This is a genomic window from Methylibium sp. (assembly GCF_965279545.1).
Lineage (GTDB): Bacteria > Pseudomonadota > Gammaproteobacteria > Burkholderiales > Burkholderiaceae_C > Methylibium.
The window spans coordinates 3,850,377-3,876,791 of the sequence record NZ_OZ257250.1 but is presented as its reverse complement, the minus strand read 5'-3'; the positions used below and the strand labels follow the sequence as shown (position 1 = coordinate 3,876,791).

The window sequence follows — 26,415 nt, the reverse complement described above, 5'->3', positions numbered from 1 at the left end:
TCCAGATGCAAATGCAAAGGCAAGGGTGTGGGGGTCGGCGCCCTCACGGCGCGGCGGCACGCTGCAGACGGTCCCGAACGCCCTCCCAGGCAGGACCATCGGGCGGCTCTTCAACCCAGATCAACTGCACGCCTTCGTCGTCGAACTCGCGCAGCACGGAAAACAATTCATGCGCCGCCGCGGCCGGATCGTCCGGCATGCGGCGCGCATGCAGGCGCGGTGGCGGCGCCACGCTGCGGGAATATACCGCCAGCCGGCTGCTGCCCTGCTTCGCCAGGGCATCGGCCGGCAGCACCTCGAGCGCCGTGCGCAGGGCGGTGGCCGGCATCAGCCTCAGGGTGGCGCGCGGCGCGTAGTGCGATACCAGGCTGCCCGGCGCGCGTGGGGTGCTGCCGGCGAGGCCGGCCGCGGCGACATCGCGCAGCGGTTCGCCGGCCGCCGCCTCGATGCGCTCGCGCGCCAGCACGCCGGGGCGCAGCAGCACCGGGTGGCCGCGCGAGCAGTCGACGATGCTCGATTCGATGCCGACCTCGCAGTCGCCACCATCGAGCACGGCCAGGTCCGCATCGAACTCGCCGACGACATGCGCGGCGCGCGTCGGGCTGACCCGGCCGAAGCGGTTGGCACTCGGCCCGGCGACGCCCGGCACGCCGAGCGTCGCGGCCGAGCGCAGCAGCGCTTGCGCCACCGGGTGCGCGGGGCAGCGCAGGCCGATCGTGCCCTGCCCGCCCGCGGCCGCTGCGGCAATGCCCTCACGGCGCGCCACGATCACGGTCAGTGGGCCGGGCCAGAAGGCGGCCATCAGGCGCCGTGCCAGCGGCGGCAGCTCGGCCGCGAACGCCTGCGCACCGTCGGCATCGGCCACGTGCACGATCAGCGGGTGGTCGGCCGGGCGGCCCTTCGCAGCGAAGATTCTCGCGACGGCCGCATCGTCGTCGGCGCGCGCGCCGAGGCCGTAGACGGTCTCGGTGGGAAAGGCCACCAGGCCGCCGGCCGCGAGCAGCCGTGCCGCTTCGGCAACCGCCTGCGGCGCGTGGCCATCGAGCAGCGCCATCGTCAGAACGCCGGCAGGCCCAGCAACCCGGCCGCGCGCAGCGCGGTGTCACGCGCCGCCTCGGCGGTGGCCGCGGTCAGCGTCAGGTGGCCCATCTTGCGGCCGCGCTGCGCGCTGCTCTTGCCGTAGAGATGCAGGTGCGCGCCGGGCAGCCTCATCACGGCGGCCCAGTCGGGCGTGCGCTCCTCGCCGGAGGCATCGAACCACAGGTCGCCGAGCAGATTGAGCATCACCGCCGGCGAGTGCAGCCGGGGCGCGACCAGCGGCAGGCCGGTCATGCAGCGCACCTGCAACTCGAACTGGGAGACGTCGCAGGCGTCGATGCTGTAGTGGCCGGAGTTGTGCGGCCGCGGCGCCATTTCGTTGACGACGAGTGAGCCGTCCTGCAGCACGAAGAACTCGACGCACAGCACGCCGACGTAGTTCATGCCTTCGGCGATGCGTTCGGCCGCGCCACGCGCTGCACTGGCCAGTGCGGCCGGGATGTCCGGTGCCGGGGCCTGCGTCACCGCCAGGATGCCGTCGCGATGCAGGTTCTGCTGCACCGGCAGCGAGACGACCTCGCCCTCGGCGTTGCGCGCCAGGATCACGCTGATCTCGAGCGCCAACGGCAGCAGCTTCTCGAGCACGCAGGGCGCACGCCCGAGCTCGTCCCAGGCCTGTGCGAGCGCCTCGCGCGTGGCGACGCGCCGCTGGCCCTTGCCGTCGTAGCCGAGGCGCGCGGTCTTCAGGATGCCCGGCAGCAGTGCGGCGTCGACCTCGGCGAGCTGCTCCGGTGTCGCGATCACCGCGTGCGGCGCGCAGGGCACGCCGCACTGCTCGAAATGCCGCTTCTCCCGCGCGCGGTCCTGGCAGATCGCCACCGCCTCGGCGTCCGGTGCGGCCGGCAGGTGCGCGCCCAGCGTGTAGAGCGCACCGGCCGGTACGTTCTCGAACTCGGTGGTGATCGCGGCGCAGCGCTGCAGCATCTGCGCGAGGCCCTGCTCGTCGAGGTAGTCGGTCTGCACGTGCACATGCGACACCAGGCCCGCCGGGCTCGCCACGTCGGGGTCCAGCACCGCGGTGAAATAGCCCAGGCGCTGCGCGGCGTGGACGAACATGCGGCCGAGCTGGCCGCCCCCCATCACGCCGAGCGTGGTGGCCTGGGCGCCTGCGGCGACTGCTGCAGGCAGGATGGTCTTGTGGTGGCTCGACATCGGCATTCCAGCGGGGACCGGCCCGTGCAGGGCGGTCTGTGCATCAAGGGGTGGGGCGCGTCGAGAGCGTGGCGGTCTGGGCGCGGGCGGCCTCGGTCTGGCGCGCACGCCAGGCATCGAGCTGCTCGCGCAGGCGCACGTCGTCATGCGCCAGCAAAGCCACCGCGAACAGCGCCGCGTTGGCCGCGCCGGCCGCACCGATCGCGAAGGTGGCCACCGGCACGCCCTTGGGCATCTGCACGATCGAGTGCAGCGAATCGACCCCTTGCAAATGCTTGCTCGGCACCGGCACGCCGAGCACCGGCACGGGGGTCTTGGCCGCGAGCATGCCGGGCAAGTGGGCCGCGCCGCCGGCGCCGGCGATGATCGCGCGCAGCCCGCGACCGCGCGCCGCCCCGGCGTAGGCGAACATCTCGTCGGGCATGCGATGCGCCGAGATGACCTGCGCCTCGAAGGACACACCGAACTCGGTCAGAATGTCTGCCGCATGGTGCATGACGTCCCAGTCGCTGCTGGAACCCATCACCACGCCGATCAGGGGAATCGCTGCGCTCACGGCCGCTCCGGTTCCGGAAAACTTCAAATTGTAGGCGGCGCTTGGCTTTCGGGCCGGTGCCCCCAGCTGACGCAGATGATCGACATCACCCTCCAGAACTTCGAAGCCGAGCTGATCAACGCGTCGATGCAGACCCCCGTGCTGCTCGACATCTGGGCGCCCTGGTGCGGCCCGTGCAAGTCGCTCGGCCCGGTGCTCGAGAAGCTGGAGGCGGACTACGCCGGCCGCTTCACGCTTGCCAAGCTCGACAGCGACGACCAGCCCGACATCGCCGGCCAGCTGAGCCAGGCCTTCGGCGTGCGCTCGATCCCTTTTTGCGTGATGTTCGTCGGCGGCCAGCCGATCGACGGCTTCGTCGGCGCGCTGCCGGAGTCGCAGATCCGCAGCTTCCTTGACAAGCACGTGCCGAGCGCGGATGCGCTGGCCGCGGTGGAAGAAGCGCAGGAGGCCGAGCTGCTTGCCGCCGAGGGCGACAGCGACGCCGCGCTCGCCAAGCTCTCGGAGGCACTGGCCATCGCGCCGGGCGACGACGCCATCCGGGCCGACTACGTCAAGCGCCTGCTCGAAGCCGGCCGCACCGCCGACGCCCGTCGCGTGTACGAGCCGCTGGGGCCGAAGGCGATCGTCGACGCGCGCGCCAGCGCCCTGGCGCTGTGGCTCGAGGCCTGCGAGGTCGCCGCGAAGGCCCGCGCGCCCGAGGCGCTGGCGGCCGCGATCGGCGCCGACAAACGTGACTTCGCCGCGCGCTTCGAGCTGGCGCAGACGCACATGGCCGCACAGCGCCACACCGAGGCCATGGACGAACTGCTCGAGATCCTGATGCGCGACAAAGCCTGGTCCGACGAGCGGGCGCGCAAGCTCTACGTCGCCATCCTCGAGCTGCTGAGCAAGCCGCAACCGAAGGCGGCCCCGACCGAAGCCAAGGGCACGCTAGAGATCGCCGGCAAGGCCGCCGCCGTGGCCAGCGACCCCGTGGTCGACGGCTACCGGCGCAAACTCAGCATGGTGCTGTTCTGAACTGAACGAGCGGCCCCGGGGCTGGGCGCGCCGTGCGCCAGTCGGTCCGTGAAACACGCCGGGGTGACCCGGAGGTTTCGCTGCCCGCCGATCAGCCCGGACCCGACACCTTTGCGAACGTCGCATCCATCACGGAGACGATCCGCGCTTGCTCCACGGTGTGGCGTTGCCAGTGCTCTTGCGCTTTGCGTCCGTGCTGCTCGGCGCTCTCGGCGTCGCCGAGCAGCCGGTACACCTGCGCCAGCCGTCCGTGCGTCAGCGCAACATCGTCGAGATCGCATTCGGGCCGCAGTGCCGCCACCGCGGCCTTCGCCTGCTCCTGGGCCAGCGCCGACTGCCTCAGCTGCGCCCGGCACCACGCGACATCGGCACGCAGGCTGCATTCAAGGCGCCCCAGCCCCGTCGCCAGCGCGTCGCCGAAGTGCGCCTCGAACAGCACCAGGGCCTCGGCATACCGCGACTGGGTCACCAGCGTCTGGGCGCGCAGGATCGGCCGGAGCACGGCCAGCGCGGTTCCACCGACGCGGTCGTCGAAATGCCCGGAGGACTCGGCAGCCGTCAGCGCTTGAAGCGCCACGTCCTGGTGCTTCGCGTCGTCGGCGAACACCGCTGCGGTGCGGGCCTGGTCGCTGCGCAGCGCCGCCATGTTGTGCATCAACGCACTGATCGTCGCCGCGTCGCCTTCGGCGCTGGCGTGCTGGCGTGCCTGGGCGTACCAGGCTTGCGCCCGGTCCAGCCGCCCGGCGTGGTGGTAGCTCATCGCCACCACCAGGCAGGCGCGCGAACGGGCTGAATGGTGGTCGGGTGCGGCCAGGCGCAGCGCCTGCGACGCATGCTGCGCAACGCCTTCCATCTCGCCGTGTACGTAGTCCAGGTGCGCCAGCCAGGCCAGGCACACGGCCTGCAGCGGTACCCGGTTTGCCGACAGGCTCAGCGAAAGTGCCTGCTGCAGCTTGGCGCGCGCCTGACCGCTGAGGTCGCTGAAATAGTCGACCATCGCGTCGGCCAGCGCAACGGCCGTGGCGGTGGCGGCGTTAGGGCGCAGGTGGAGCCGCCGTTGCAGCGGCGCGAGCGCGCTGCGTGCTTCGGCAACCCGCCCTTCGCGCGCCAGCAGGCTCACGCGCTCGGCCCGCAGCACGTCCGCCTCGACGGCATCGACCGCCTGCGCGATCGCGGCGTCGAGGCAGGCGAGCAGGCGCGAGTTCATGCAGGGCCTGCTTCGCTCGCGGAACGGCTCAGGCCGTCAGCCGTTCGAGCGCTTCGCGGTACTTGGCCGCGGTGCGCTCCACCACGTCGGCTGGCAAGGCCGGCGCTGGCGCCTGCTTGTTCCAGGGTCGACCGTTGACCACCGCCTGCTCCAGCCAGTCGCGCACGAACTGCTTGTCGTAGCTCGGCGGGTTACCACCCTCGGCATAGCCCTCGACCGGCCAGAAGCGCGAAGAGTCGGGCGTGAGCACCTCGTCCATCAGCGTCAGCGTGCCGGCGTCGTCGAGGCCGAACTCGAACTTGGTGTCGGCGATGATGATGCCTTTGCAGAGGGCGAAGGCCGCCGCGGTTTCATAGAGCGTGATCGCGACGCGCCGCACCTGCTCGGCGAGCGGTGCGCCGATGATCTCGGCCATGCGCTCGAAAGAAATGTTCTCGTCGTGCTCGCCCATCTCGGCCTTGGTGGCCGGCGTGAAGATCGGCGCCGGCAGCTTGCTGGCGGACTGGAGCCCCGGCGGCAGCTTCACCCCGCAGACCTCGCCGGTGTGCTGGTACTCCTTCCAGCCCGAGCCGGCCAGGTAGCCGCGCACCACCGCCTCCACCGGCAAGGGCCTGAGCCGCTTGACGAGCATCGAACGGCCCACGACCTGCGCGCGTTCCGCTTCGGTGACCACGCTCTGCGGCGCCTCGCCGGTCAGGTGATTGGGCACCAGGTGCCCGAGCTTGGCGAACCAGAACAAGGCCATGCGCGTGAGCAGCTCGCCCTTGCCGGGGATGGGCTCGCCCATCACCACGTCGAAGGCGCTGAGCCGGTCGCTCGCCACCATCAACAGACGGTCGCTGCCGACCGCGTAGTTGTCACGCACCTTGCCCCGCGCCAGCAGGGGCAGCGATTGCAGGTGGCTTTCGAGCAGCGGGGGGGCAGGCATCGGAGGCAAGGCGGCAGTCACATCGGGTCCGGGGAGGGGGCAAGCCCGCGCCGGAGCGCGGACCGGGAAGCCTGGCGGCGGGCGCGGCCGGCTTACTGCACGACCTGGGCCAGCTCGCCCTTGGCGTACTTCGAGGCCACCACCGCCAGGGTCTCACCCTTGATCTTCGGCGCCTGGCCTTCGCAGCCGAACTCGATGTAGCGCTGCTTGCAGATCGCCTTGGCCGCCGCCGTGGCGGGTTTCAGGTACTCGCGGGGATCGAACTTGCTCGGGTTCTCGGCGAAGAACTTGCGGATCGCCGCCGTCATCGCGAGCCGGATGTCGGTGTCGATGTTGATCTTGCGCACGCCGTGCTTGATGGCTTCCTGGATCTCGGAAACCGGCACACCGTAGGTTTCCTTCATGTCACCACCGTACTGGCGGATCTCGGCCAGCAAGTCCTGCGGCACGCTGGAGCTGCCGTGCATCACCAGGTGGGTGTTGGGAATGCGCTTGTGGATTTCCTTGATGCGGCCGATCGCGAGGATGTCGCCGGTCGGCTTGCGGGTGAACTTGTAGGCACCGTGGCTGGTACCGATGGCGATCGCCAGCGCGTCGAGCTGGGTGCGCTTGACGAAGTCGGCGGCCTCTTCCGGGTCGGTGAGGAGCTGTTCCATCGTCATGGTGGCCTCGGTGCCGTGGCCGTCTTCCTTGTCGCCCTTCATGGTTTCCAGCGAGCCCAGGCAGCCGAGTTCGCCTTCGACCGTGACACCGAGCCTGTGAGCCAGGTCGACCACCTTCCTCGTCACGTCGACGTTGTAGTCGTAGCTGGCGATGGTCTTGCCGTCGGCCTGCAGCGAGCCGTCCATCATGACCGAGCTGAAACCGAGGTCGATGGCGCCCTTGCAGACATCGGGGCTCTGTCCGTGATCCTGGTGCATCACCAGTGGAATGTGCGGCCAGGTCTCGATCGCCGCCTGGATCAGGTGCTTGACGAAGTTCTCGCCGGCGTACTTGCGCGCGCCGGCGCTGGCCTGCAGGATCACTGGCGCGCCAGCCTCGTGGGCGGCGCTCATCACCGCCTGCACCTGCTCGAGGTTGTTGACGTTGAAGGCCGGGATGCCATAGCCCTGCTCGGCGGCATGATCGAGCAGCTGACGCATGGAAACGAGAGGCATGGGAATCTCCGAAAGTCGACAACAGGGCGGTGGCCCGATGGGCCCCGCCGCGAAACGGGGATTTTAGGCGTCCGATCGGCACCGGAACAGGCCGAGACCCCCTTGCTCAGGCGACGCGGCAGACCTTGAGCATGTTGGTGCCCCCCGGGTGCCCCATGGGCTCGCCGCAGGTGATGGCATAGGTATCCCCCGGCTTGAGCACGCCGCCGCCCACGAGCAGGGCCTCGGCCTTGGCCAGCGCCTCGTCACGATCGGTGTACGACGGCATCAGCATCGGACGCACATTGCGGTACAGCGTCATCTTGCGCAGACTCTGCTGCTGCGAAGTCAGGGCGAAGATCGGCACGTGGATCTTGTGGCGGCTCATCCACAGCGCCGTCGAACCGGACTCGGTGAGCGCCACGATCGCCTTGCAGCCCAGGTGGTGGGCGGTGAACAGCGCGCCCATCGCGATGCTCTGGTCGATCCGTCCGAAGTGCTTGTTCGTGAAGTCGGCGTCGAGCGCCACGTCCTCGGCGCGCTCGGCGGCGAACGCGATGGCGGCCATCTGCTCGATGGTCTCGACCGGGTACTTGCCGGCCGCCGTCTCCGCGCTGAGCATCACCGCATCGGTGCCGTCGAGCACCGCATTGGCCACGTCGCTCACCTCCGCGCGCGTGGGCACGGGGTTGACGATCATCGACTCCATCATCTGCGTCGCGGTGATCACCACCTTGTCGAGCTCGCGCGCCAGCTTGATCATGCGCTTCTGCAGCGCGGGCACCGCGGCGTTGCCGACCTCGACCGCCAGATCGCCGCGCGCGACCATGATGCCGTCGCTGGCCTTGAGGATCTGCTCGAGCACGGGGATGGCCTCGCTGCGCTCGATCTTCGCGATCAGCGCCGGCTTGTGGCGCCAGGGTTCGCCGGCCACGTTGGCCAGCTGGCGCGCCATCTCCATGTCGGTCGCATTCTTCGGGAAGCTGACCGCGAGGTACTCGCACTGGAAGCTCATCGCCGTCTTGATGTCCTCCATGTCCTTCGCGGTCAGCGCCGGCGCGGTGAGGCCGCCGCCCTGCTTGTTGATGCCCTTGTTGTTGGACAGCTCGCCACCGACCTTGACGATGGTGTGCACGGCCTCGCCAACCACCTTGTCGACCGTCAGCACGATCAGGCCGTCGTTGAGCAGCAGCGTGTCGCCGGGCTTCACGTCGCGCGGCAGCGACTTGTAGTCCAGGCCGACGGCCTGCAGGTCGCCCGGCTCGCTGCGTGCGGCGTCCAGCACGAACGCGGCACCGGGCTCCAGCATCACCTTGCCCTGCGCGAACTTGCCGACCCGGATCTTCGGCCCCTGCAGGTCGGCCATGATCGCGACCTCCCTGCCGGCCCGCTGCGCGACCTCGCGCACCAGCGCCGCGCGCGCGATGTGGTCCTGCGCGCTGCCGTGCGAGAAGTTCAGCCGCACCACGTCGACACCGGCCGTGATCATGCGTTCGAGCACTTCGGGCGTGGAGGAGGCGGGGCCGAGGGTGGCGACGATCTTGGTGGCGCGGTTCATGGTCATGTGTGAGGGTTCCAAAGAAGCGAGGGGCGCCGCAGCGCCCCGTTCGATCTGTCGTTCAGCCGGCGGCGCGCTGCTCGAGGATCTTGAAGGCCGGCAGCGTCTTGCCTTCGAGCACCTCCAGGAAGGCCCCGCCGCCGGTGGAGATGTAGCCGATGTCCTTCTCGATGCCGTACTTGGCGATCGCCGCCAGCGTGTCGCCGCCGCCCGCGATGCTGAACGCGGGCGAATGGGCGATCGCCGCGGCCAGCGTGCGGGTGCCGCCGGCGAACTGGTCGTACTCGAACACGCCCATCGGACCGTTCCAGACCACCGTGCCGGCCCGCGCGATGATGCCGGCCAGCTCGGCCGCGGTGCGCGGGCCGATGTCCAGGACCAGGTCGTCGGGCTGCACCTCGGTCGCGGCCACCTTGTTGGCCCGCGCGATGGCCGAGAACTCGTTGGCCACGACCACGTCGCTGGGGATGGGCACGGCGGCGCCACGCGCCTTCATCATCTCGATGACGGCCTTGGCTTCACCGACCAGATCGGGCTCGGCCAGCGACTTGCCGATCGGCAGCCCGCTGGCGAGCATGAAGGTGTTGGCGATGCCGCCGCCGACGATCAACTGGTCGACATTGGCTGCCAGCGATTTCAGGATCGACAGCTTGGTGCTGACCTTCGAGCCGGCGACGATGGCCACCAGCGGGCGCTTCGGGTTCTTCAGCGCCTTCGTGATCGCGTCGATCTCGGCCGCCAGCAGCGGGCCGGCGCAGGCGATCTTGGCGTACTGCGCGATGCCATAGGTCGAGGCCTCGGCGCGGTGGGCGGTGCCGAAGGCGTCGTGCACGAAGATGTCGCAGAGCGCGGCCATCTTGCGGGCCAGCGCTTCGTCGTTCTTCTTCTCGCCCTGGTTGACGCGACAGTTCTCGAGCAGCACCAGCTCGCCCGGCGCGACCTCGACGCCGTCGGTCCAGTTCTGCAGCAGCGGCACCTTGCGGCCCAGCAACTCGGCCAGCCGCCGCGCCACCGGCGCCAGCGAATCCTCGGGCTTGAATTCGCCCTCGGTCGGGCGGCCGAGGTGCGAGGTCACCATCACCGCCGCGCCGGCAGCGAGCGCCATCTCGATGCAGGGGATCGAGGCGCGGATGCGGGTGTCCTCGGTGATGCGCCCGGCGTCATCCTGAGGAACGTTCAGGTCGGCCCGGATGAAGACGCGCTGACCGGCGACGCGGCCTTGCTGGATGAGATCGGAGAACCGCAGAACCTTCAAAGACTGACTCCTCGGACGGTATGGATTGCAGGTTGGGTGTCGTGACGGCGCCGGCCCCGATGCCGGGCTACCAGCCCAGCCCCAGGCGCAGCGGCAGCAGCACCGCCATGCCGGTGACGATGGTGCCCAGGATGCCGCGACGCCAGAAGAAATAGGCCGTCGCCACGGCCGCGGCGTAGAAGCGGGCGTCGTACCAGGGCTGCGCCACCACGTGGCCCTGGCTCATCACGACCTCTGGCACCACCACCGCGGCCAGCGCCGCGAGCGGCGCATAGCGCAGACCGCGCTTCACCCAGTCGGGCAAGGCCAGCTCGCGCTCGGACAGGAAGAAGAAGGAGCGTGTGACGACGGTGATGACCGTCAACCCGGCGATCGTCAGCAGGAGCTCGCCGGTGTTCACGCCGTGCATTCCTTGTCGCGCGAGTGCGCATCGATGCGGCGCGATGCGCCGCGCTCCAGCCAGCTGCGCAGGCGACGGCCGGCATCGTCGCCGCCGTCGATCATCAGACCGACGCACACGGCCGCGGCGATCGCCACCACGATGTAGAGCTTGAATGGCAACGCGAAAGCGGCGACCGCGGCGGCGCCCGCCACCACGGCCGCGAACAGCGTCGCGCGGTCCGAGACCAGCGAGTAGGTCAGGCCGAGCAGCGCCAGGGTGCCGGCGAAACCCAGGCCCCACTGCGTCGGCACGACGTCGGCCAGCAGGATGCCGACCACCGAGGGAATCTGCCACGCCAGGTAGTTGGCGGTGACCGAGCCCCAGAAGTACTCGATCTGCCCTTGCGGGGCCTCGCCCTCGGCCGGCGGTTCGGCATAGCGCCGCATGAACAGCACGTAGTTGATGTCGCCCGAGAAATACCCGAGCGCCAGGCGCAGCCTCAGCGGGAAGCGCATGAAGAAAGGCCGCCATTGGGCGCTGAAGATCACGAACCTCAGGTTGACGCAGAAGGCGGTGGCCCAGATCACCCAGACCGGCGCACTCAGGGCGATCAGCGGGACGGTCGCGAGTTGCGCGCTGCCGGCGAACACCGTGAAGGTCATCAGCAGCGCCAGCGGGACCGACAGGCCGCTCTTGACCATCGCCACGCCCGTCACCAGCCCCCAGGCCGCGATGCCCAGCGACACGCCGGCCATCTCGCTCACGCCGCTGCGGTAGGCGGGGTGACTGACGACGGAGCGCAAGGAAGGCATCGACATGCGCCGGATTGTCCCACCGGTCGGCTGGGTTCAGTGCGGGGCCGCAGCCACCGCCTCCGTGACGCGACGGGCGACCGTCTTCAGGACGCGTGGGATTTGCGCTTGTCCGGCTTCGACTCGGCGGGCGTCGGCACTGCGACCTCGCTCTTCGCCACTTCGGGTTCCGCCGCCCGCACACCCGGCCTCGGTACCTGGGGTGCCACGATGTCGAGCTTGTTCTCGCGCATGTACTCGTCCATCTCCCGCCAGCCGGCGAACATCGCCGCACGCTGCGCCTTGGCGTTGAGCGCGTAGCAGTCCTCGATCGCGCGGCCCGCCTGGCGGCAGGCACTGCCGATCGCCTTGCCATCGGCCTCTCTCAGGGCGGCCGTCTTCTCGGCGGCCTCGGTGCCAAGCAGATCGCAGCCGGCGAGCAGTGCCACGGCAAGCAGGGAGAGTAGGCGGAAGGAGAACATGGTCGGTGCAAACAGGCTTCGCTGGCTTATCGGCAATGCCCACCGCCACTTGAGCCCCCCGCCAACAGAAAGGCCCCGCCGCAGCGGGACCGCAGGCCGGACCGGCTCCTGACTCAGGCCCGCAGGCCCTGCGGCGGGACCATGGCCATCAGCCTGGCCACGCGCTCCTCGGTGGCCGGATGAGTGCTGAACAGGCCGCGCAGCCCGCCGCCGGACAGCGGGTTCATGATCATCATCTGCGCCGTCTCCGGGTGACGCTCGGCGGCCTCCAGCGCAATGCCCTGGGCATAGCGCTGGATCTTCTGCAAGGCGCTGGCCAGGGCCTGCGGATCACCGGAGATCTCCGCACCGCCCCGGTCGGCCTCGAACTCACGGGCCCGGCTGATCGCCATCTGGATCAGGCCTGCGGCCAGCGGCGCGAGCAGCATCACCAGGATGCCGGCGATCGGGTTGGCCGGGCGGCCTTCGCTGTCGCGCCCACCGAAGAACATCGCAAAATTGGCCAGCATCGAGATCGCACCGGCCATCGTCGCGCTGACGGTGCTGATCAGGATGTCGCGGTGCTTCACGTGCGCCAGCTCGTGGGCCATCACACCGCGCAGTTCACGCTCGGACAGCACGCGCAGGATGCCGGTGGTGGCGGCCACCGCGGCGTGCTGCGGGTTGCGGCCCGTCGCAAAGGCGTTCGGCGCATCTTCGTTGATCAGGTAGACCTTGGGCATCGGCAGCTCGGCGCAGGCCGCGAGTTCGCGCACCATGCGGTGGAATTGCGGCGCCGAGGACTCATCGACCTCCTGCGCGTTGTACATCTTCAGCACCATCTTGTCGCTGAACCAGTAGCTGAAGAAGTTCATGCCCAGCGCAACGACGAGCGCGATCGCCATGCCCTGCCGGCCGCCCAGCACCGAACCGATGGCCATGAAGAGCGCCGTGATGGCGGCCATCAGCACGGCGGTTTTCATCAGATTGAACATGCTTCGTCCTCCTGCGCCGTTGGCGGCGCCAACGCGTAGATGCGGGATGACCCGGGGAGTTCAATGCCCGGCTGCGCGGCGGTCAAAGTTTCGTGCCCGCGGTCAGCGCCGGCCGTGATGCCAGAAACTCTCGCGCGCCGATGCGGCGCCCGCCGGGGCGCTGCAGCTGCAGTAAGTCCAGCGAGCCCTCACCACAGGCAATCCGCAGGCCTTCGCCGCCTTCGAGCACCGTCCCCGGCGCACCTTGCGCCGGGGACGGCACCGCACGCCACACCTTCACCATCTCACCGGCGTGCTGGAAGCTGGCGCCGGGGAAGGGATCGAAGGCGCGCAGGCGGCGTTCGATCACCGCCGCCGGCTGCGCCCAGTTGATCGCGGCCTCGGCCTTCTCGATCTTGTGGGCATAGGTCACGCCCTCGGCCGGCTGCGGACGGCGGGCCAGCCCGCCGCGGCGGACGGCTTCGAGCGCTTCGACGATCAGGCGACCTCCGAGCACGGCCAGCCGGTCGTGGAGCGTCGCGGTACTGTCGTCGGCACGGATCGTTTCGTGCTCGACCAGCAACATGTCGCCGGTGTCCAGCCCCTCGTCCATTTGCATGATGGTGATGCCGGTATCCGCATCACCCGCCTCGATGGCGCGATGGATCGGTGCCGCGCCGCGCCAGCGCGGCAGCAGCGACGCGTGAATGTTCAGGCAGCCGCGCGCGGGCAATCGCAGCACCCAGGCCGGCAGGATCAAGCCATAGGCGGCCACCACCATCGCGTCGACCCGTGCTGTCTCGAGCGCGGCCCGCGCTCCGAGCGCTTCGTCCGGGTACTTTCCATCGAGGCGCAGGCTGCGCGGCTGCCCGACGGACAGGCCGCGCTCCAGCGCGAGGGTCTTGACGGCCGAGGCCTGCAACTTCATGCCCCGACCGGCAGGCCGGTCGGGCTGGGTCAGGACCAGCGCAACGTCGAGTCCGGCGTCCAGCAGCCGCTGCAAAGCGACGCGCGCGAATTCCGGCGTGCCGGCAAAGGCGATACGCACAGGCCTCAGTCCCCGGCCTCGTCGCGCGTCTTCTTGAGCATCTTGCTCCTGATGCGGTTGCGCTTCAGCGACGACAGGTATTCGACGAACACCTTGCCCATCAGATGATCCATCTCGTGCTGGACACAGACCGCGAGCAGTTCCTCGGCATCGAACTGATAGGGCCGGCCGTCGCGCCCCAGCGCCCTGACGGTGACGCGGGCATGGCGCGGCACCTTGTCGTAAATCTGCGGGACCGACAGGCAGCCCTCGTCACCGACCACCACCTCGTCGCTGACGCTCAGCAGTTCGGGGTTGATCAGAACCCGCGGTTCGTTGCGCTCGTCGGACACGTCGAGAACGATCACCCGCTCATGGACGTCGACCTGTGTGGCGGCCAGACCGACGCCCTGGGCCTCGTACATGGTCTCGAGCATGTCGTCGACCAGCTTGCGAATGCGCTCGTCGACTTCGCGCACTGGCTTGGCCACGGTGTGCAGACGGGGGTCGGGATAGTGCAGGATGTCGAGCAGTGGCATGGCAGAGTAACGAAATGCTTCGGCAAGCGTGTGGATCAGAAGCAACGAGCGGGCGTGAAGGGCTACCGATGGTCGCGGCCCCGGCCGACCGGTTTCATTGCGGCATCAAGGGTTTATGGGCAGAATCTTCGAAACGAAGTGAGGATTTTCGCCCAAGCTGCAAGCTGGGGCGCAAGCCTCGCAAAGACCACAGGGCGCCGGGTAGGTTGGAGCCGGCCGTCCACGGAGAGAGCTCGATGACACGAATTGCCCCCGCTGCACGCCGGCCCCTCGGTGTGGTTGCAACTGCTCTCTGGTCGGCCCTCGCGGCAGGCGTTTCGATGTCGGCAGCCGCCGCAGAACCCAATTTCCCCATCACGAGCCAGCAGCGCAGCACGGCCCAGCAAGTGGCCCAAGCGGGTGTACCGCTCTCCGAACTGGCGCCCAATGCGCCCGATACCTACACGGTGAAGCGCGGCGACACGCTGTGGGACATCTCCGGCGTGTTCCTGAAGCGGCAATGGCGCTGGCCCGAACTCTGGGGCATGAACCTCGACCAGATCCGCAATCCGCACCTGATCTACCCAGGGCAGCAGTTGGTGCTCGAGAAGAATGGCGACCGAGCGCGCCTGCGGATGGCCGGCGACCAGCCCGGCGGCACGGTCAGGCTGTCGCCGCAGGTGCGCGACACCGGCCCTTCGGACGGCCCGATCGCCGCCGTACCGCTGAAGTTCATCGAGGGTTTCCTCAATGACGCGGTGATCTTCGACAGCGATGAACTCGATCGCGCGCCGCGCATCGTCGCAGCGCAGGAAGGCCGAGTGCTGCTGGGCAAGGGTGATGCCGCCTACGTCCGCGGCGACCTCACCAATGTGCGCGAATGGCGCGTTTTTCAGCAACCCAAGGCACTGCGCGATCCCGACACGAACGCCATCCTTGGCTATGAGGGCACCTACGTCGCCACCGCCCAGTACGAGAAGGAAGGCGGGACCAACAGCCAGGGTGAGATCGTGCCCGCCACGTTCCGCATCACATCGGCCAAGCTGGAGGCCAATGTCTCCAACCGCCTGGCGCCAGCACAGGCGAAGGACTACGCGCCTTACGTCCCCCGCCCGCCCGCGGCTCCGATCAGCGGCCGCATCGTGTCGGTCTATGGCGAGGCCTTGAATGCAGGCCAGAACCAGATCGTCTCCCTGAACAAGGGTGCTCGCGACGGTGTGGAGCGTGGCCACGTGCTCGCCCTGTGGCGCGCTGGCGCCCTGGAGCGCGACCTGACACAAGCGGGCCCGGGTCAGGCGATCCGCTTGCCGGACGAACGCCACGGTCTGCTGTTCGTGTTCCGCGTGTTCGAGCGCATGTCCTATGCGCTGATCCTCAACGTCAGCGACCCGGTCACCCGCGGCGACCGCTTCACCGAGCCCTGAGTCGCCGAGCGAAGGCTTCTGCGGTCGCTGTCCCTCAGCCGAGATGATCGAACGCGATGAACTCGCGGCTTGGCTGCGGCTGGTCGACACCCCGTCGATCGGAAGACAGACCGCGCGCCGCCTGCTGGCGGCCTTCGGTTCCCCGCAGGCGATCTTCGACGCACCGGCCGGTGCCCGCCGCGAGCTGCTGACACCTGCCCAAGCCGAAGCACTGGGCGCGACGCCCCCCTCGCTCGATGCACTGGCGTCGGCAACTTGGCAATGGCTGAAGGCTGACGAAGCGCAGCGGCACGTGATCACGCTGGGAGACCCCGCCTACCCACGCGCATTGTTCGAAACCGCCGATCCGCCTTTGTTTCTTTATGCCGTAGGCCGCGTCAGTCTGTTGAACGCGGCGGCGGTGGCTGTGGTCGGCAGCCGCAACCCTAGCCCCCAGGGCGCCGAGAACGCGCACAACTTCGCTTCGGCCTTGAGCCGTGCCGGCCTGACGATCGTGTCCGGCCTGGCGCTCGGGATCGACGGCGCCGCCCACAAAGGCGCGCTCGGCAACGCCGGGTCGACGATCGCCGTGGTCGGCACCGGACTCGATCGCGTCTATCCGAAGCGCCACCTGACGCTGGCCCACCGCATTGCCGAAGAAGGTCTGATCGTCAGCGAGTACGCACTCGGCACACCGCCGCTGTCGCCGCATTTCCCCCAGCGCAACCGCCTGATCGCCGGCCTGACCCGGGGCACCTTGGTGGTCGAGGCCGCGTTGCAATCGGGCTCCTTGATCACCGCTCGGCTGGCGCTCGAAGCCGGCCGGGAGGTGTTTGCGATCCCGGGGTCGATTCACGCACCGCAATCGCGTGGCTGTCACGCGCTGATCAAGCAGGGAGCCAAGCTGGTTGACAGCGCTGCAGACATCCTCGAAGAATTGCGGCTCGAGCCGATCGCGGCAGCCGCCACGTCGACCGCGGCCTCACCCGATGGCGACCCGGTGCTGGCCGCCATCGGCTTCGATCCCGTGACCCTCGATGCCCTGAGTGCCCGCCTGGGTTGGCCTCCCGCCGAACTGAGTGCTCGCTTGCTCGAGCTCGAGCTGGCGGGTGAAGTGGCGCGGCTGCCCGGACAGCTGTTCCAACGTCTGGTGCGCGCCTGAAGATCCGGCGGACCCCTTTCCTACACCCCTCAGGACACGCGCCGCACAAAGCTGCAGTCGGCTCGTGTTCAAAGACCCTGTGGTATCTTGTCGCATGTTCGACGTGCTCGTGTATCTCTACGAAAACTACTGGCAGCCCGATGCGTGCCCCGATCACCGTCAACTGTCTCGCAAGCTCTCCGCAATGGGCTTCGAGAACGAGGAAATCGAGGATGCGCTGAGCTGGCTGGCCGGCCTGACGCTGGCGGCCGAGTCGCACAGCGGCGAGCAGAGCGCCGATGCCTTGCGCGTGTACTCTCCCGCAGAGCTGGAGCATCTGGGCGAGGCCTCGATCGGTTTCGTCAGCTTCCTCGAATCGGCCGGCGTGCTGCGTGCGCCGATGCGCGAGATGGTGATCGACCGCGCCATGGCCATTCCCGCCAGCCCGCTGGCGGTCGAAGACCTGAAGATCATCGTGCTGATGGTGTTCTGGAGCCTCGGCGAGGAGCCGGACGCCCTGATTCTGGACGAGTTGTTTGTCGACGACGTGGACCGCCTGATCCACTGACAACGACGACTGGCGCGAGCTGCCCCGACCCGGAGCCTGCGCTCAGTTCAGTAGCCGCTGCGGGTCCGCATCGAGCTTGGCCAAGGCGCTGCGGGTCGCGCGCACCGTGAGCGCCTCGTCCTGCGCGGGCACCAACAGCCCTGCCTGAAGGAAGGACGCCAGCCGGTGCTGCTGGAACAGCGTGCCACGCCCCTGCTGCGAGACGAAGAGGCTGAGTTGCTTGCGCATGCCGTGCCAAGCCAGTTGCACCGATTCGATCCGGCCGCGGTGCTCGAGCATGTACCAGCCTCCGACCTGCAGTTCACGGGCCCAGGCGATCATGGCCGGAGTCGGCATCGAGCCCCCATCAGTGACGATCTGCAGTTCGGTGCTTTCGTGGCCCGACAGGTCCATCACGATCGACTCGTCGATGTGCATGTCCTCGGCGTCGGGCAGCATCTCTTCGAGGTCCTCGAGCCGCGCCATCAGCTCCTCGAGCCGTTCCGCGGGAATGGCCGCCGCCTTGGCGGTGAAAGCCGCCGCCAGCGAGTCGTTCAGCGCCTGGATGTGCTCGTCCTGCTTCTCCGGCGCCAGCCCGGCCTCGGCCATGCCTTCGCGCAGCGTCTTCAGCAGCGGCGGCAGGCGGCGGATCACGTCGGCGCGCTCCTCGCGCGAGACCTTCGCGCCGGCCGACCAGATCAGGTCGGCGGCGGCGCGCTTCATGATCTTCGTGGCCTCGCTGGCAGCGCCCGACTTCAGCGCCATCGTCGCCAGCACATCGGCCCAGACGTGGAACAGGAAGTTGCGCACGCCCTCCTGCACCGGCACTTCGTTGAGCATCTTGCGCAGCTCGATGGTGTACTGGATGGCCATCGTCTCGCGCTGCTCGACCTGCTGGGCCAGCGACACGCCCTTGCGCGTGGCCTCGTTCTCGGTCTTGAAATAGTGCTCCAGGAAGCGCTCGAACTCGGTCAGCACCGTCTGGAACACGCGGCGCCCGGTGTCGGGATAGGCCTCGACCACCTGCACCACGCGCTTGATTTCCTTGTCGAGCGCGTCACCAGCGGCACGCGAGCTGACGTCGAAGCCCATCACGCAGGCCCCCATGCGGTCGATCAGCTTGCGCGCCGGGTGGTCGGTGGTGGCGAAGAAATCAGGCTCGCTGACCGCCACGCGCAGCACCGGCATCTGCAGCCGCGCGAACCACACGCGCACGACGGCGGGGATCTTCTCCTCGGTCAGGATGCTCTGGAACAGCAGCGCCACGATCTCGATCGTGGCGCGCTCGACCGGGGTGCTGGCGGCCTCCTTGAGCGCCTGCTTGCGCTGCTGCAGCTCTTGCAGCAGCGCCGGCGTGCTGATCGCGACGCGGTCGTCGCGCCCGGTGGTTGCGAGCTGCCGCTGGATGCCGCTCTGGGCCTCCGCGATCGCGCGCTTGAAGCTCGGCGACGGCTGCATCTCCGCGGTATCGGCAAAGGACGGCACCTGCCGGCCGACCAGCTTGTTCAGACGGCCCAGCACCGCCTCGGCATGCCCTGCGGTGCGCGCCAGATTGCTCATGCGCGTCATCAGCCGGGTTTCCTCGCCGACGCCGGCACCGCGGGTCGACGTCGTCGTGCCGCCGATGACGACGTTGGCGCGCCGCAAGCCCCCCTGAGCCTCGGCCATGTCGCCGAAGCCGGTGGTCACCGGAATCGACGCGACATGCGCGCCGGTGGAACGGCGAATCATCGGGCGCAGGTCGATTTCGGGGCGCACGCCCTCGCCGAGCAGCCAACGGTTCGTTTCGTGATACGACTCTTCGACCAGTTCGCCGAAAACCTCGTGCAGCACCTTCTGCATCGTGCGCCAGTGCTCGAGCGACAGGCCAGCGCTGCGCCAGCTGTCGATCACGATCCGCGCCACCACATGCGGTCGCAGCGTGTCGCCACTGTCGAGTTCATCGCGCCGCTCGAGGCTGGACATGCGAGCGCGCAGGTCCGTGAACTCCCACGACGCCTTGTCCATCATGGCCAGGGCAAGCCGCGAACTCAGGATCTCGACCTCGATCGTGTCGTCGTCGACCAGCTGCAGCGTGTCGCGGCCCGCACCCATGCTCGACGACGGCGCGGCGCCAAGGGAGGTTCGTCCGCCCGAGGTGGTGCGCGGCATCGCACTCAGGCTGTCGAGCATGGCCTGCTGCCACTGCGGAGCCGGCCGGGTCAGGTCGATCGCCGCATTCATGCGCTTGTGCGCCAGTTGCGGCTCGGCCTTCTCGTTCGCCAGCCGGTTGGCACCGCCCAGCACCGCCTGCACGGCGGCCGGTACCGCGAGCAGCAGCGACTCCATGTACACCCGCCGCGCTAGTACGGCCAGGGCGGACGGGGCAGCTGGGGTGGCCATGGAGGATGGGGGCTGGCGAGGGTTAGACAGACTGTTTCAACTCTACACCACGGCCCCTGCGTTCGGGTCGTCGGGATCGTTGCCTTTGACGCCTCCCGACTTCATCAGGTCCTCGCGCTTGACGCCGAGCCACATCGCGATCGCCGCGGCGACGAACACCGAGGAGTAGATGCCGAACAGGATGCCGATCGTCAGCGCGATCGCGAAGAAGTGCAGCGTCGCGCCGCCGAACAGCAGCATCGACAGCACCATCATCTGTGTCGATCCGTGGGTGATGATCGTGCGGCTCATCGTCGAGGTGATCGCGTGATCGATCACCTGGGGCGTGTTCATCTTGCGGAAACGCCGGAAGGCTTCGCGGATCCGGTCGAAGATCACCACCGACTCGTTGACCGAGTAGCCCAGCACCGCCAGCACCGCCGCCAGCACCGAGAGCGAGAACTCCCACTGGAAGAAGGCGAAGAAGCCCAGGATGATGACCACGTCGTGCAGGTTGGCGACGATCGCCGCGACCGCGAACTTCCATTCGAAGCGGATCGCGAGGTAGATCATGATGCCGGCCACAACGAAGCCCAGCGCCATCGCGCCGTCGGTTGCCAGCTCCTTGCCGACCTGCGGTCCGACGAACTCGCTGCGCTTGAGCGTCACCGGCTGCGCGCCGCCGGCATCGCAAGCCTGCACGCTCGCCGGAGCGCCCGGCTCGGTGGCCGACCGGGATGCAGCGACCTGCCCGCCCTCGGCCGCGCACAGCGCCCCGAACACGCGACCCACGACCTCCTGCTGCTTGATGTCGCCGCGCAGCGGCAGGCGCACCAGCACATCGCGCGAGGTGCCGAAGTTCTGCACCTGCACTTCGCCGAAGCCGAGCGCCTCGACCGCGGCACGCACCCGCGGCACGTCGGCCGACTTCGCATACTCGACTTCGAGCACCGTGCCGCCGGTGAACTCGATCGAGAGATGCAGGCCGCGCGTGACGAGGAAGAACACGGCGGCGGCGAACGTCAGAAAAGACACCACGTTGAAGACCAACGCGTGCTTCATGAACGGAATGTCGCGCCTGATGCGGAAGAACTCCATGACCCTCTCTCCTTCTCAAGCCTGTGCGGTGGGCGGTGTGCCGCCGTCGGGGCGCCACACCTGCCCGATCGACACGCTCTTGAGCTTCTTCTGACGGCCGTACCAGAGGTTCACGAGCCCGCGCGAGAACAGCACCGCGGAGAACATCGAGGTCAGGATGCCCAGACAGTGCACCACCGCGAAGCCGCGCACCGGACCGGAACCGAACGCCAGCAGGGCGAGGCCGGCGATCAGCGTCGTGATGTTGGAGTCGAGGATGGTCGCCCAGGCGCGCTCGTAACCGGTGTGGATCGCGGTCTGCGGCGACGCGCCGCCCCGCAGCTCTTCGCGCACCCGCTCGTTGATCAGCACGTTGGCGTCGATCGCCATGCCCAGCGTCAGCGCGATCGCGGCGATGCCGGGCAGCGTCAGCGTGGCCTGCAGCATGGACAGCACGGCCACCAGCAGCAGCAGGTTCACGGCCAGAGCAATCGTCGAGAACACGCCGAACAGCAGGTAGTAGGCGCACATGAACACGGCGATCGCGCTGAATCCGTAGATCACGCTGTTGAAGCCCTTGTCGATGTTCTCGGCGCCGAGGCTCGGGCCGATGGTGCGCTCCTCGACGATCTCCATCGGCGCGGCCAACGAACCGGCACGCAGCAGCAGCGCGGTGTCGCTCGCCTCCTGCGTCGTCATGCGGCCCGAGATCTGGAAGCGCGAGCCGAGCTCGCCGCGAATGACCGGTGCGGTCACGACCTCGCCCTTGCCCCGCTCGAACAGCAGGATCGCCATGCGCTTGCCGACGTTGTCGCGCGAGACGTCGCGCATGATGCGCGCACCCTTCGCGTCGACCGTCAGGTGCACCGCCGGCTCGTGGGTCTGGCCGTCGAAGCCGGGCTGGGCGTCGGTCAGGCTGTCGCCGGTGAGGATGACCTGGCGCTTGACGATGAGCGCCGCGCCGCCGCGCTCGACGTAGCGCTCGGTGCCGAAAGGCACCGGCCCGGCGCCGGTGGCCGCCGCAGCCGCTTCGGCGCTGTCGTCCACCATGCGCAGCTCCAGCGTCGCGGTGCGGCCGATGATGTCCTTCGCCTTCGCCGTGTCCTGCACGCCCGGCAGCTGCACCACCACGCGGTCGGCGCCCTGCTGCTGGATCACGGGTTCGGCCACGCCGAGTTCGTTGATGCGGTTGTGCAGGGTCGTGATGTTCTGCTTGATCGCCTGGTCCTGCACGCGCCGCGCCGCCTCGGGCTTGAGGTTGCCGGTCAGCGTGAAATCGCTGCCGCTGGCGGACTCGGCCCACTGCAGGTCCGGCAGCGGCTCGGCCAGCGCCGTGCGTGCCGCCGCCAGCGTGGCCTGGTCACGGAAGGTGATCGTCACCGCGTTGCCCTCGCGCGCGATGCCGGCGTGGCGGATGTTCTTGTCGCGCAGCAGGCTGCGGATGTCGCCGGTCAGGGCGTCGGCACGCTTGGTCAACGCCGCCTTCATGTCGACCTGCATCAGGAAGTGCACGCCGCCGCGCAGGTCGAGGCCGAGGTACATCGGCAGCGCATGCAGCGAGCGCAGCCAGGTCGGCGAACGCGACAGCAGGTTCAGCGCGACGATGTAGCCCGGGTCGGCGGGGTCCGGATTCAGCGCCTTGGCGATCGCGTCCTTGGCCTTGATCTGCGCGTCGGTGTCGCGAAAGCGCGCCTTGATCGAGGTGCCGTCGAGCTGCACGAAGTCGGCCTGCAGGCCCGCGGCCTGCAGGGCCTGCTCGACGCGCGGCAGCACCGCAGCGTCGATCTTCAGTGTGGCCTTGCCGCTCGACACCTGCACGGCCGGCGCCTCACCGAACAGGTTGGGCAGCGTGTAGACCAGCCCGACCAGCAGCGCGATCGCCAGGATCACGTACTTCCACCATGGGTAGCGGTTCATCGCAACATCCTCGGGAGCGTCGCCCCCGTCCTGGCACCGTGGGACACGGCGCCCTTGTTTGCACGAAAGGCCGCGACACCCAGCGGTGAGCGCGGCCTTCGGACACCGCGCCGCGCGCGGCGCGATCGCCTGGCTTACTTCAGCGTGCCCTTGGGCAGCACCTGGACCACCGCCGAGCGCTGCACCTGCAGCTCCACGCCGCTGGCAACTTCGACGCTCAGGTAACTGTCACCGACCTTGGTCACCTTGCCGAGCACCCCGCCGGAGGTGGCGACCTCGTCGCCCTTGGCGAGCGCGTCGACCATCGCCTTGTGCTCCTTCTGGCGCTTCATCTGCGGGCGGATCATCACGAAATACAGCACCACGAACATCAGCACCAGCGGCAGCATCGTGAGCAGACTCGACTCCCCACCGGCGGCTGCGGCCGGCGCGGCCTGGGCAAAAGCTTCGGAAATGAACACTGTCTCGTCCTTGAATTGGTTGCACCAACGACAGCGCGCATTGTAGTGCGCGCTCCCTCTCGCGGCGGTTGGAGCGGGTGGGGGCGGGAAGGTTCGGTGCGGGCCGAGCGCTGGCGGCTGCGCAACCGTGGTATGCGGAATGTGCCGGCGAGCAAACCGCGGCCGCAACCCCTGTCACCGCGGGGTTCGCCAATGCAAACGGCCCCACGCGGGGGCCGTTTCGGATCTGGTGGCTCGGGGCGGAATCGAACCACCGACACGCGGATTTTCAATCCGCTGCTCTACCAACTGAGCTACCGAGCCAAGGGGCGCCAGTGTAGCAGCACCCCGCCGGGCCTTGCCTTGGGCGCCTGGCGGTCAGGCCACCGCACCCTTCTTGCCCCGGCTGAGATCGACGCCGAGCTGCTTGAGCTTGCGGTACAGGTGGGTGCGCTCGAGGCCGGTCTTCTCGGCCACACGCGTCATGCTGCCGTTCTCGCGCGCGAGGTGGAACTCGAAATAGGCCTTCTCGAAAGCATCGCGCGCTTCGCGCAGCGGCCGGTCGAGCTCGAAGCTCTGCTCGGGCTGCAGTCCCACTGCAATCGGCAGCGAACCGGACATCCCGCCGAGTTGCGCGTCCAGCGCGAAGCCATCGCGCTCACCGGGTCGCAGCGGCGTGACGGTGGCCACCGTCCGCGCAGCCGGCTTGGCCAGCCCCTGCTCGACGGCACGCAGCAGCTTCTGCAGCGTGATCGGCTTTTCGAGGAAGGCCATCGCACCGAACTTGATCGCCTCGACGGCCGTGTCGATCGTGCCGTGGCCCGACATCATGATCACCGGCATCGTCAGTAGGTTGCAGCTGCCCCACTCTTTGAGCAGCGTGACGCCATCGACATCGGGCATCCAGATGTCGAGCAGCACCAGGTCGGGCCGCGCACGGTCCCTGAACGCCCGGGCCTCGGCGGCGTTCTCGGCCAACTCGACACTGTGGCCTTCGTCGCTCAGGATGTCCGACAGCAGTGCGCGGATGCCGAGCTCGTCGTCTACAACAAGAATGGTGGCCATGGGGTCCTGATGCGTGGCTCACGCCGTGCCGGCGCGGCCTGAAGGCTAGCCCTGCCCGGGCAGCCACTTCGAAAATGATAGCGAAACTTGAGCCCCCCCGACAGTCGGCACGCCGGCGTCGGCCGGTCCCTCGCCGGCGAGGTTGGTCAGCCGCACGCGCGCGCCGTGTTCGTCGGCGATCTTCTTGACCACCGCGAGCCCCAGGCCGGTGCCCTTGGTCTTGGTCGTCACGTAGGGCTCGAAAGCGCGCTTGAGCATGCGCTCGCCGAAGCCCGGCCCATTGTCGGCGACCACCAGGCGCACCGCGCGCCATTGCCCCTGCTCGTTGCGCGCACCTTCGGTGCGCACGCGCACCTGGCCGTCGGTGCGCTCGGCCACCGCGTCGAGTGCGTTCTGCACCAGATTGTGGACCACCTGCCGCAGCTGGGTGGCGTCGCCCTGGATCCGCGGCAGGCCCTCGGCCAGCTCGGTGCGCAGGCGGCCCGACTCCTGCACCTCCGCGTACAGGCCCAGCACCTCGAGCACCAGCGCGTTGAGGTCGAGCGGTGCCAGCTGCGCGGCCGGCAGGCGGGCGTAGTCGCGAAACTCGTTGACCAGCTGCTTCATCGCCTGCACCTGGTTGACGATGGTGGCGACCGACTTGGCGAGCATCTGCTGGTCCGGCGCATCGAGCTTGGCCTCGAGCCGGTGCTGGATGCGCTCGGCCGACAGCTGGATGGGCGTGAGCGGGTTCTTGATCTCGTGCGCGAGCCGGCGCGCCACCTCGCCCCAGGCCTCGGCGCGCTGGGCCGAGACGAGTTCGGTGATGTCGTCGAACACGACCAGCCGCGCCGCGCCGCCCGCCAGCCCGCCCGAGGGCAGCGGCGCACCACGCAGCAACAGCGTCACGGCCTCGCGATCAGGCGTCGTGGTGAGCTCGAAGGAGTCCTGCCAGTGGTCGCGGTCACCCTGCTCGGAGCCGTTCTCGATCTGGTCGAAACGCCGGCGCAGCGCGGCGTCGAAGCCCTCCAGCCCCGGCACGTCGCCGAGCGCACGGCCGAGGTAGGCCGACAGTGGCGCCCGCAGGATGCGGGTCGCGCCAGCGTTCACGCTGTCGATGCGCCGGTCGCGGTCGAACACGATCACGCCGGCGCTCATGTTGTCGAGGATGGCCTGCAGCTTGCCGCGCGCCGTCTCGAGCTCGGCAACGCTTTGCTCCACCAGCCCGCGGGCATCGGCGAGCTGCTGGGTCATGTCGGCGAAGGAGCGGGTCAGCCCCCCGAGCTCGTCGCCGGAAGCGAACACCGGTTTCGGACTCAGGTCGCCGCGCGCGACCTCGCGCACGCCGTCGGCCAGCAGCAGCAGCGGGCGGGCCAGCCGGTTGGCGAAGGTCACCGCCAGCAGCATCGCACCGAACACCGCGAGGATCAGCGTCAGCGTCAGCGTGCCGATGTACATCTTGCGCAGCCCTTCGCGCGCCAGCGAGCGCTGCTGGTACTCGCGGTAGGCACTCTGCACCGCGAGCGCGTTCGCCGCCAGCGTGGCCGGCAGCAGCTGGCTCACCACCAGGTAGCGGTCTTCGCGGCTGAGCGAAAAACCCTCGGCCGGCACCAGCGCGATCACCCGCACGCGCGGCTGCTGGGGCGGCAGGTCGGCGCCCGGTGCGCCGGGCGTGCGCGTGGCGGCGCCGTCGTCGTCCAGGCCGTCGATCTGCGTCGTCACGCGCGCGGCGCGCGCCTGGCGCAGCTGCGCGAGGCTGGGACGCTCGGGCGCCAGCACGGCCGCGGCACCGGCACTCGACAGCACCTGCCCATTGGCACCGAGCACCGCCACGTCCTGGGCCGTGAGCTGCTCGCGCAAGCGCTCCAGCGCCAGCGGCTGCTGGCGCTCGGGCGCCTCGCCCAGCCGCTCCGCGGCGACACGTGTCTTGCCGGCGAAGTCGTTGACCAGCGCGTCGAGCGTGCCGCGGCCGAGGTTGAGCCCGGCCTCCAGCGCCCCCTCGACGCGCACGTCGAACCAGCTCTCGATGCTGCGTGACACGAACTGGTAGCTCACCGTGTAGACCAGCGCCCCGGGGAGCACCGCCACCACGCCGAAGATCGCCGCCAGTCGCAGCAGCAGCCGCGAACCGAAGCGCCCCCGCAACACCCGCGCCACCAGCCGCACCGCACCGACGCCGATCACGCCGACCAGCAGGGTCGCGATCACGACGTTGACCCACAGCAGCCAGGTGTAGTGGCGCTCGTAGAACTCGCGGTTGTTGGTGGCGATCGCGAGCAGGAAGGTCAGCACCAGCGCGGCGGCGATCGTGGCCGCCAGCGACACGATCCACACGCCGCGCGAAACCCGCCGGTCCGGATGGCGCGCCACCAGCAGCGCCAGACGCCGGCGCAAACGCTTGAATTCCATCCCCGCCGCCGTGTCC

24 protein-coding genes and 1 tRNA gene are annotated in these 26,415 nt (G+C 69.1%); 4 read left to right on the top strand and 21 right to left on the bottom strand.

Features of this window, described 5'->3' with window-relative positions; translation table 11 throughout:
* Positions 1-43: 43 nt before the first annotated feature.
* Genes ACQY9S_RS18145 through purE form a run of 3 tightly spaced genes read right to left on the bottom strand, consistent with a single transcriptional unit; the run spans position 44 to position 2,773 of the window.
* Positions 44-1,054 carry an L-threonylcarbamoyladenylate synthase gene (locus ACQY9S_RS18145; RefSeq protein WP_428421615.1) on the bottom strand — a complete coding sequence of 337 codons (1,011 nt, stop codon included), beginning with the start codon at positions 1,052-1,054 and terminating at the stop codon, positions 44-46.
* Between the two features lie 2 nt (positions 1,055-1,056).
* Positions 1,057-2,250 (bottom strand): 5-(carboxyamino)imidazole ribonucleotide synthase, encoded by a 1,194-nt coding sequence (locus ACQY9S_RS18140; protein ID WP_428421614.1) that lies wholly within the window; start codon positions 2,248-2,250, stop codon positions 1,057-1,059.
* A 43-nt stretch (positions 2,251-2,293) separates the two neighbouring features.
* Positions 2,294-2,773 carry a 5-(carboxyamino)imidazole ribonucleotide mutase gene (gene purE / locus ACQY9S_RS18135; RefSeq protein ID WP_428425810.1) on the bottom strand — a complete coding sequence of 160 codons (480 nt, stop codon included), beginning with the start codon at positions 2,771-2,773 and terminating at the stop codon, positions 2,294-2,296.
* 108 nt (positions 2,774-2,881) lie between these two features.
* Between purE and ACQY9S_RS18130 the strand changes: the two genes are divergently transcribed.
* A complete protein-coding gene (locus ACQY9S_RS18130; RefSeq protein ID WP_428421612.1) occupies positions 2,882-3,823 on the top strand; it encodes a tetratricopeptide repeat protein in 942 nt (313 codons plus the stop codon).
* 91 nt (positions 3,824-3,914) lie between these two features.
* Here the strand turns inward: ACQY9S_RS18130 and ACQY9S_RS18125 are convergent, their stop codons facing one another.
* The 11 genes from ACQY9S_RS18125 to def all read right to left on the bottom strand — a co-directional run bounded on the left by ACQY9S_RS18125 (position 3,915) and on the right by def (position 14,081).
* The gene (locus tag ACQY9S_RS18125) at positions 3,915-5,030 is read right to left on the bottom strand and encodes a hypothetical protein (RefSeq protein WP_428421610.1); all 1,116 of its coding nucleotides are present in this window, start codon (positions 5,028-5,030) and stop codon (positions 3,915-3,917) included.
* Between the two features lie 28 nt (positions 5,031-5,058).
* On the bottom strand, positions 5,059-5,958 hold the full coding sequence (locus tag ACQY9S_RS18120; RefSeq protein ID WP_428421609.1) for a phosphoribosylaminoimidazolesuccinocarboxamide synthase: 900 nt from the start codon (positions 5,956-5,958) through the stop codon (positions 5,059-5,061).
* Between the two features lie 92 nt (positions 5,959-6,050).
* On the bottom strand, positions 6,051-7,115 hold the full coding sequence (gene fba, locus ACQY9S_RS18115; protein ID WP_428421607.1) for a class II fructose-bisphosphate aldolase: 1,065 nt from the start codon (positions 7,113-7,115) through the stop codon (positions 6,051-6,053).
* Between the two features lie 106 nt (positions 7,116-7,221).
* The gene (gene pyk, locus ACQY9S_RS18110; protein WP_428421605.1) at positions 7,222-8,652 is read right to left on the bottom strand and encodes a pyruvate kinase; all 1,431 of its coding nucleotides are present in this window, start codon (positions 8,650-8,652) and stop codon (positions 7,222-7,224) included.
* Between the two features lie 61 nt (positions 8,653-8,713).
* Entirely contained in the window at positions 8,714-9,907 is a 1,194-nt protein-coding gene (locus tag ACQY9S_RS18105) for a phosphoglycerate kinase (RefSeq protein WP_428421603.1), read from the bottom strand.
* Positions 9,908-9,974: 67 nt separating this feature from the next.
* Positions 9,975-10,307: an AzlD domain-containing protein gene (locus ACQY9S_RS18100; RefSeq protein ID WP_428421602.1), complete on the bottom strand. Its 333-nt coding sequence runs from the start codon at positions 10,305-10,307 to the stop codon at positions 9,975-9,977.
* On the bottom strand, positions 10,304-11,107 hold the full coding sequence (locus ACQY9S_RS18095; protein WP_428421600.1) for an AzlC family ABC transporter permease: 804 nt from the start codon (positions 11,105-11,107) through the stop codon (positions 10,304-10,306). The genes ACQY9S_RS18100 and ACQY9S_RS18095 overlap by 4 nt, the downstream gene beginning before the upstream one ends.
* An 80-nt stretch (positions 11,108-11,187) precedes the next feature.
* On the bottom strand, positions 11,188-11,562 hold the full coding sequence (locus tag ACQY9S_RS18090) for a hypothetical protein (protein ID WP_428421599.1): 375 nt from the start codon (positions 11,560-11,562) through the stop codon (positions 11,188-11,190).
* A gap of 113 nt (positions 11,563-11,675) precedes the next feature.
* Positions 11,676-12,536, bottom strand: a complete 861-nt coding sequence (htpX, locus tag ACQY9S_RS18085; RefSeq protein WP_428421597.1) for a zinc metalloprotease HtpX — start codon at positions 12,534-12,536, stop codon at positions 11,676-11,678.
* An 82-nt stretch (positions 12,537-12,618) separates the two neighbouring features.
* Positions 12,619-13,563, bottom strand: coding sequence for a methionyl-tRNA formyltransferase (gene fmt / locus ACQY9S_RS18080; protein ID WP_428421595.1), 945 nt, complete (start codon positions 13,561-13,563; stop codon positions 12,619-12,621).
* Between the two features lie 5 nt (positions 13,564-13,568).
* Complete coding sequence (def, locus tag ACQY9S_RS18075) at positions 13,569-14,081, bottom strand: peptide deformylase (RefSeq protein WP_428421593.1); 513 nt, start codon at positions 14,079-14,081, stop codon at positions 13,569-13,571.
* A 236-nt stretch (positions 14,082-14,317) separates the two neighbouring features.
* Between def and ACQY9S_RS18070 the strand changes: the two genes are divergently transcribed.
* The 3 genes from ACQY9S_RS18070 to ACQY9S_RS18060 all read left to right on the top strand — a co-directional run bounded on the left by ACQY9S_RS18070 (position 14,318) and on the right by ACQY9S_RS18060 (position 17,172).
* The gene (locus ACQY9S_RS18070; protein WP_428425808.1) at positions 14,318-15,484 is read left to right on the top strand and encodes a LysM peptidoglycan-binding domain-containing protein; all 1,167 of its coding nucleotides are present in this window, start codon (positions 14,318-14,320) and stop codon (positions 15,482-15,484) included.
* Between the two features lie 43 nt (positions 15,485-15,527).
* Entirely contained in the window at positions 15,528-16,625 is a 1,098-nt protein-coding gene (gene dprA, locus ACQY9S_RS18065) for a DNA-processing protein DprA (protein ID WP_428421591.1), read from the top strand.
* A 94-nt stretch (positions 16,626-16,719) separates the two neighbouring features.
* The gene (locus tag ACQY9S_RS18060; protein WP_428421590.1) at positions 16,720-17,172 is read left to right on the top strand and encodes a DUF494 family protein; all 453 of its coding nucleotides are present in this window, start codon (positions 16,720-16,722) and stop codon (positions 17,170-17,172) included.
* A gap of 42 nt (positions 17,173-17,214) precedes the next feature.
* Here the strand turns inward: ACQY9S_RS18060 and ACQY9S_RS18055 are convergent, their stop codons facing one another.
* From ACQY9S_RS18055 to ACQY9S_RS18025, 7 genes are all read right to left on the bottom strand, one after another.
* Positions 17,215-19,533 (bottom strand): DUF1631 family protein, encoded by a 2,319-nt coding sequence (locus ACQY9S_RS18055; protein ID WP_428421588.1) that lies wholly within the window; start codon positions 19,531-19,533, stop codon positions 17,215-17,217.
* Positions 19,534-19,575: 42 nt separating this feature from the next.
* The gene (gene secF / locus ACQY9S_RS18050) at positions 19,576-20,610 is read right to left on the bottom strand and encodes a protein translocase subunit SecF (RefSeq protein WP_428421586.1); all 1,035 of its coding nucleotides are present in this window, start codon (positions 20,608-20,610) and stop codon (positions 19,576-19,578) included.
* Between the two features lie 15 nt (positions 20,611-20,625).
* Complete coding sequence (gene secD, locus ACQY9S_RS18045; protein ID WP_428421584.1) at positions 20,626-22,506, bottom strand: protein translocase subunit SecD; 1,881 nt, start codon at positions 22,504-22,506, stop codon at positions 20,626-20,628.
* Positions 22,507-22,640: 134 nt separating this feature from the next.
* Complete coding sequence (gene yajC / locus ACQY9S_RS18040) at positions 22,641-22,967, bottom strand: preprotein translocase subunit YajC (protein ID WP_428421582.1); 327 nt, start codon at positions 22,965-22,967, stop codon at positions 22,641-22,643.
* 227 nt (positions 22,968-23,194) lie between these two features.
* Positions 23,195-23,270, bottom strand: a tRNA-Phe gene (locus ACQY9S_RS18035).
* Positions 23,271-23,324: 54 nt separating this feature from the next.
* A complete protein-coding gene (locus tag ACQY9S_RS18030; protein WP_428421580.1) occupies positions 23,325-24,011 on the bottom strand; it encodes a response regulator in 687 nt (228 codons plus the stop codon).
* A gap of 45 nt (positions 24,012-24,056) precedes the next feature.
* Positions 24,057-26,399 carry an ATP-binding protein gene (locus ACQY9S_RS18025; protein WP_428421579.1) on the bottom strand — a complete coding sequence of 781 codons (2,343 nt, stop codon included), beginning with the start codon at positions 26,397-26,399 and terminating at the stop codon, positions 24,057-24,059.
* Positions 26,400-26,415: the final 16 nt, after the last annotated feature.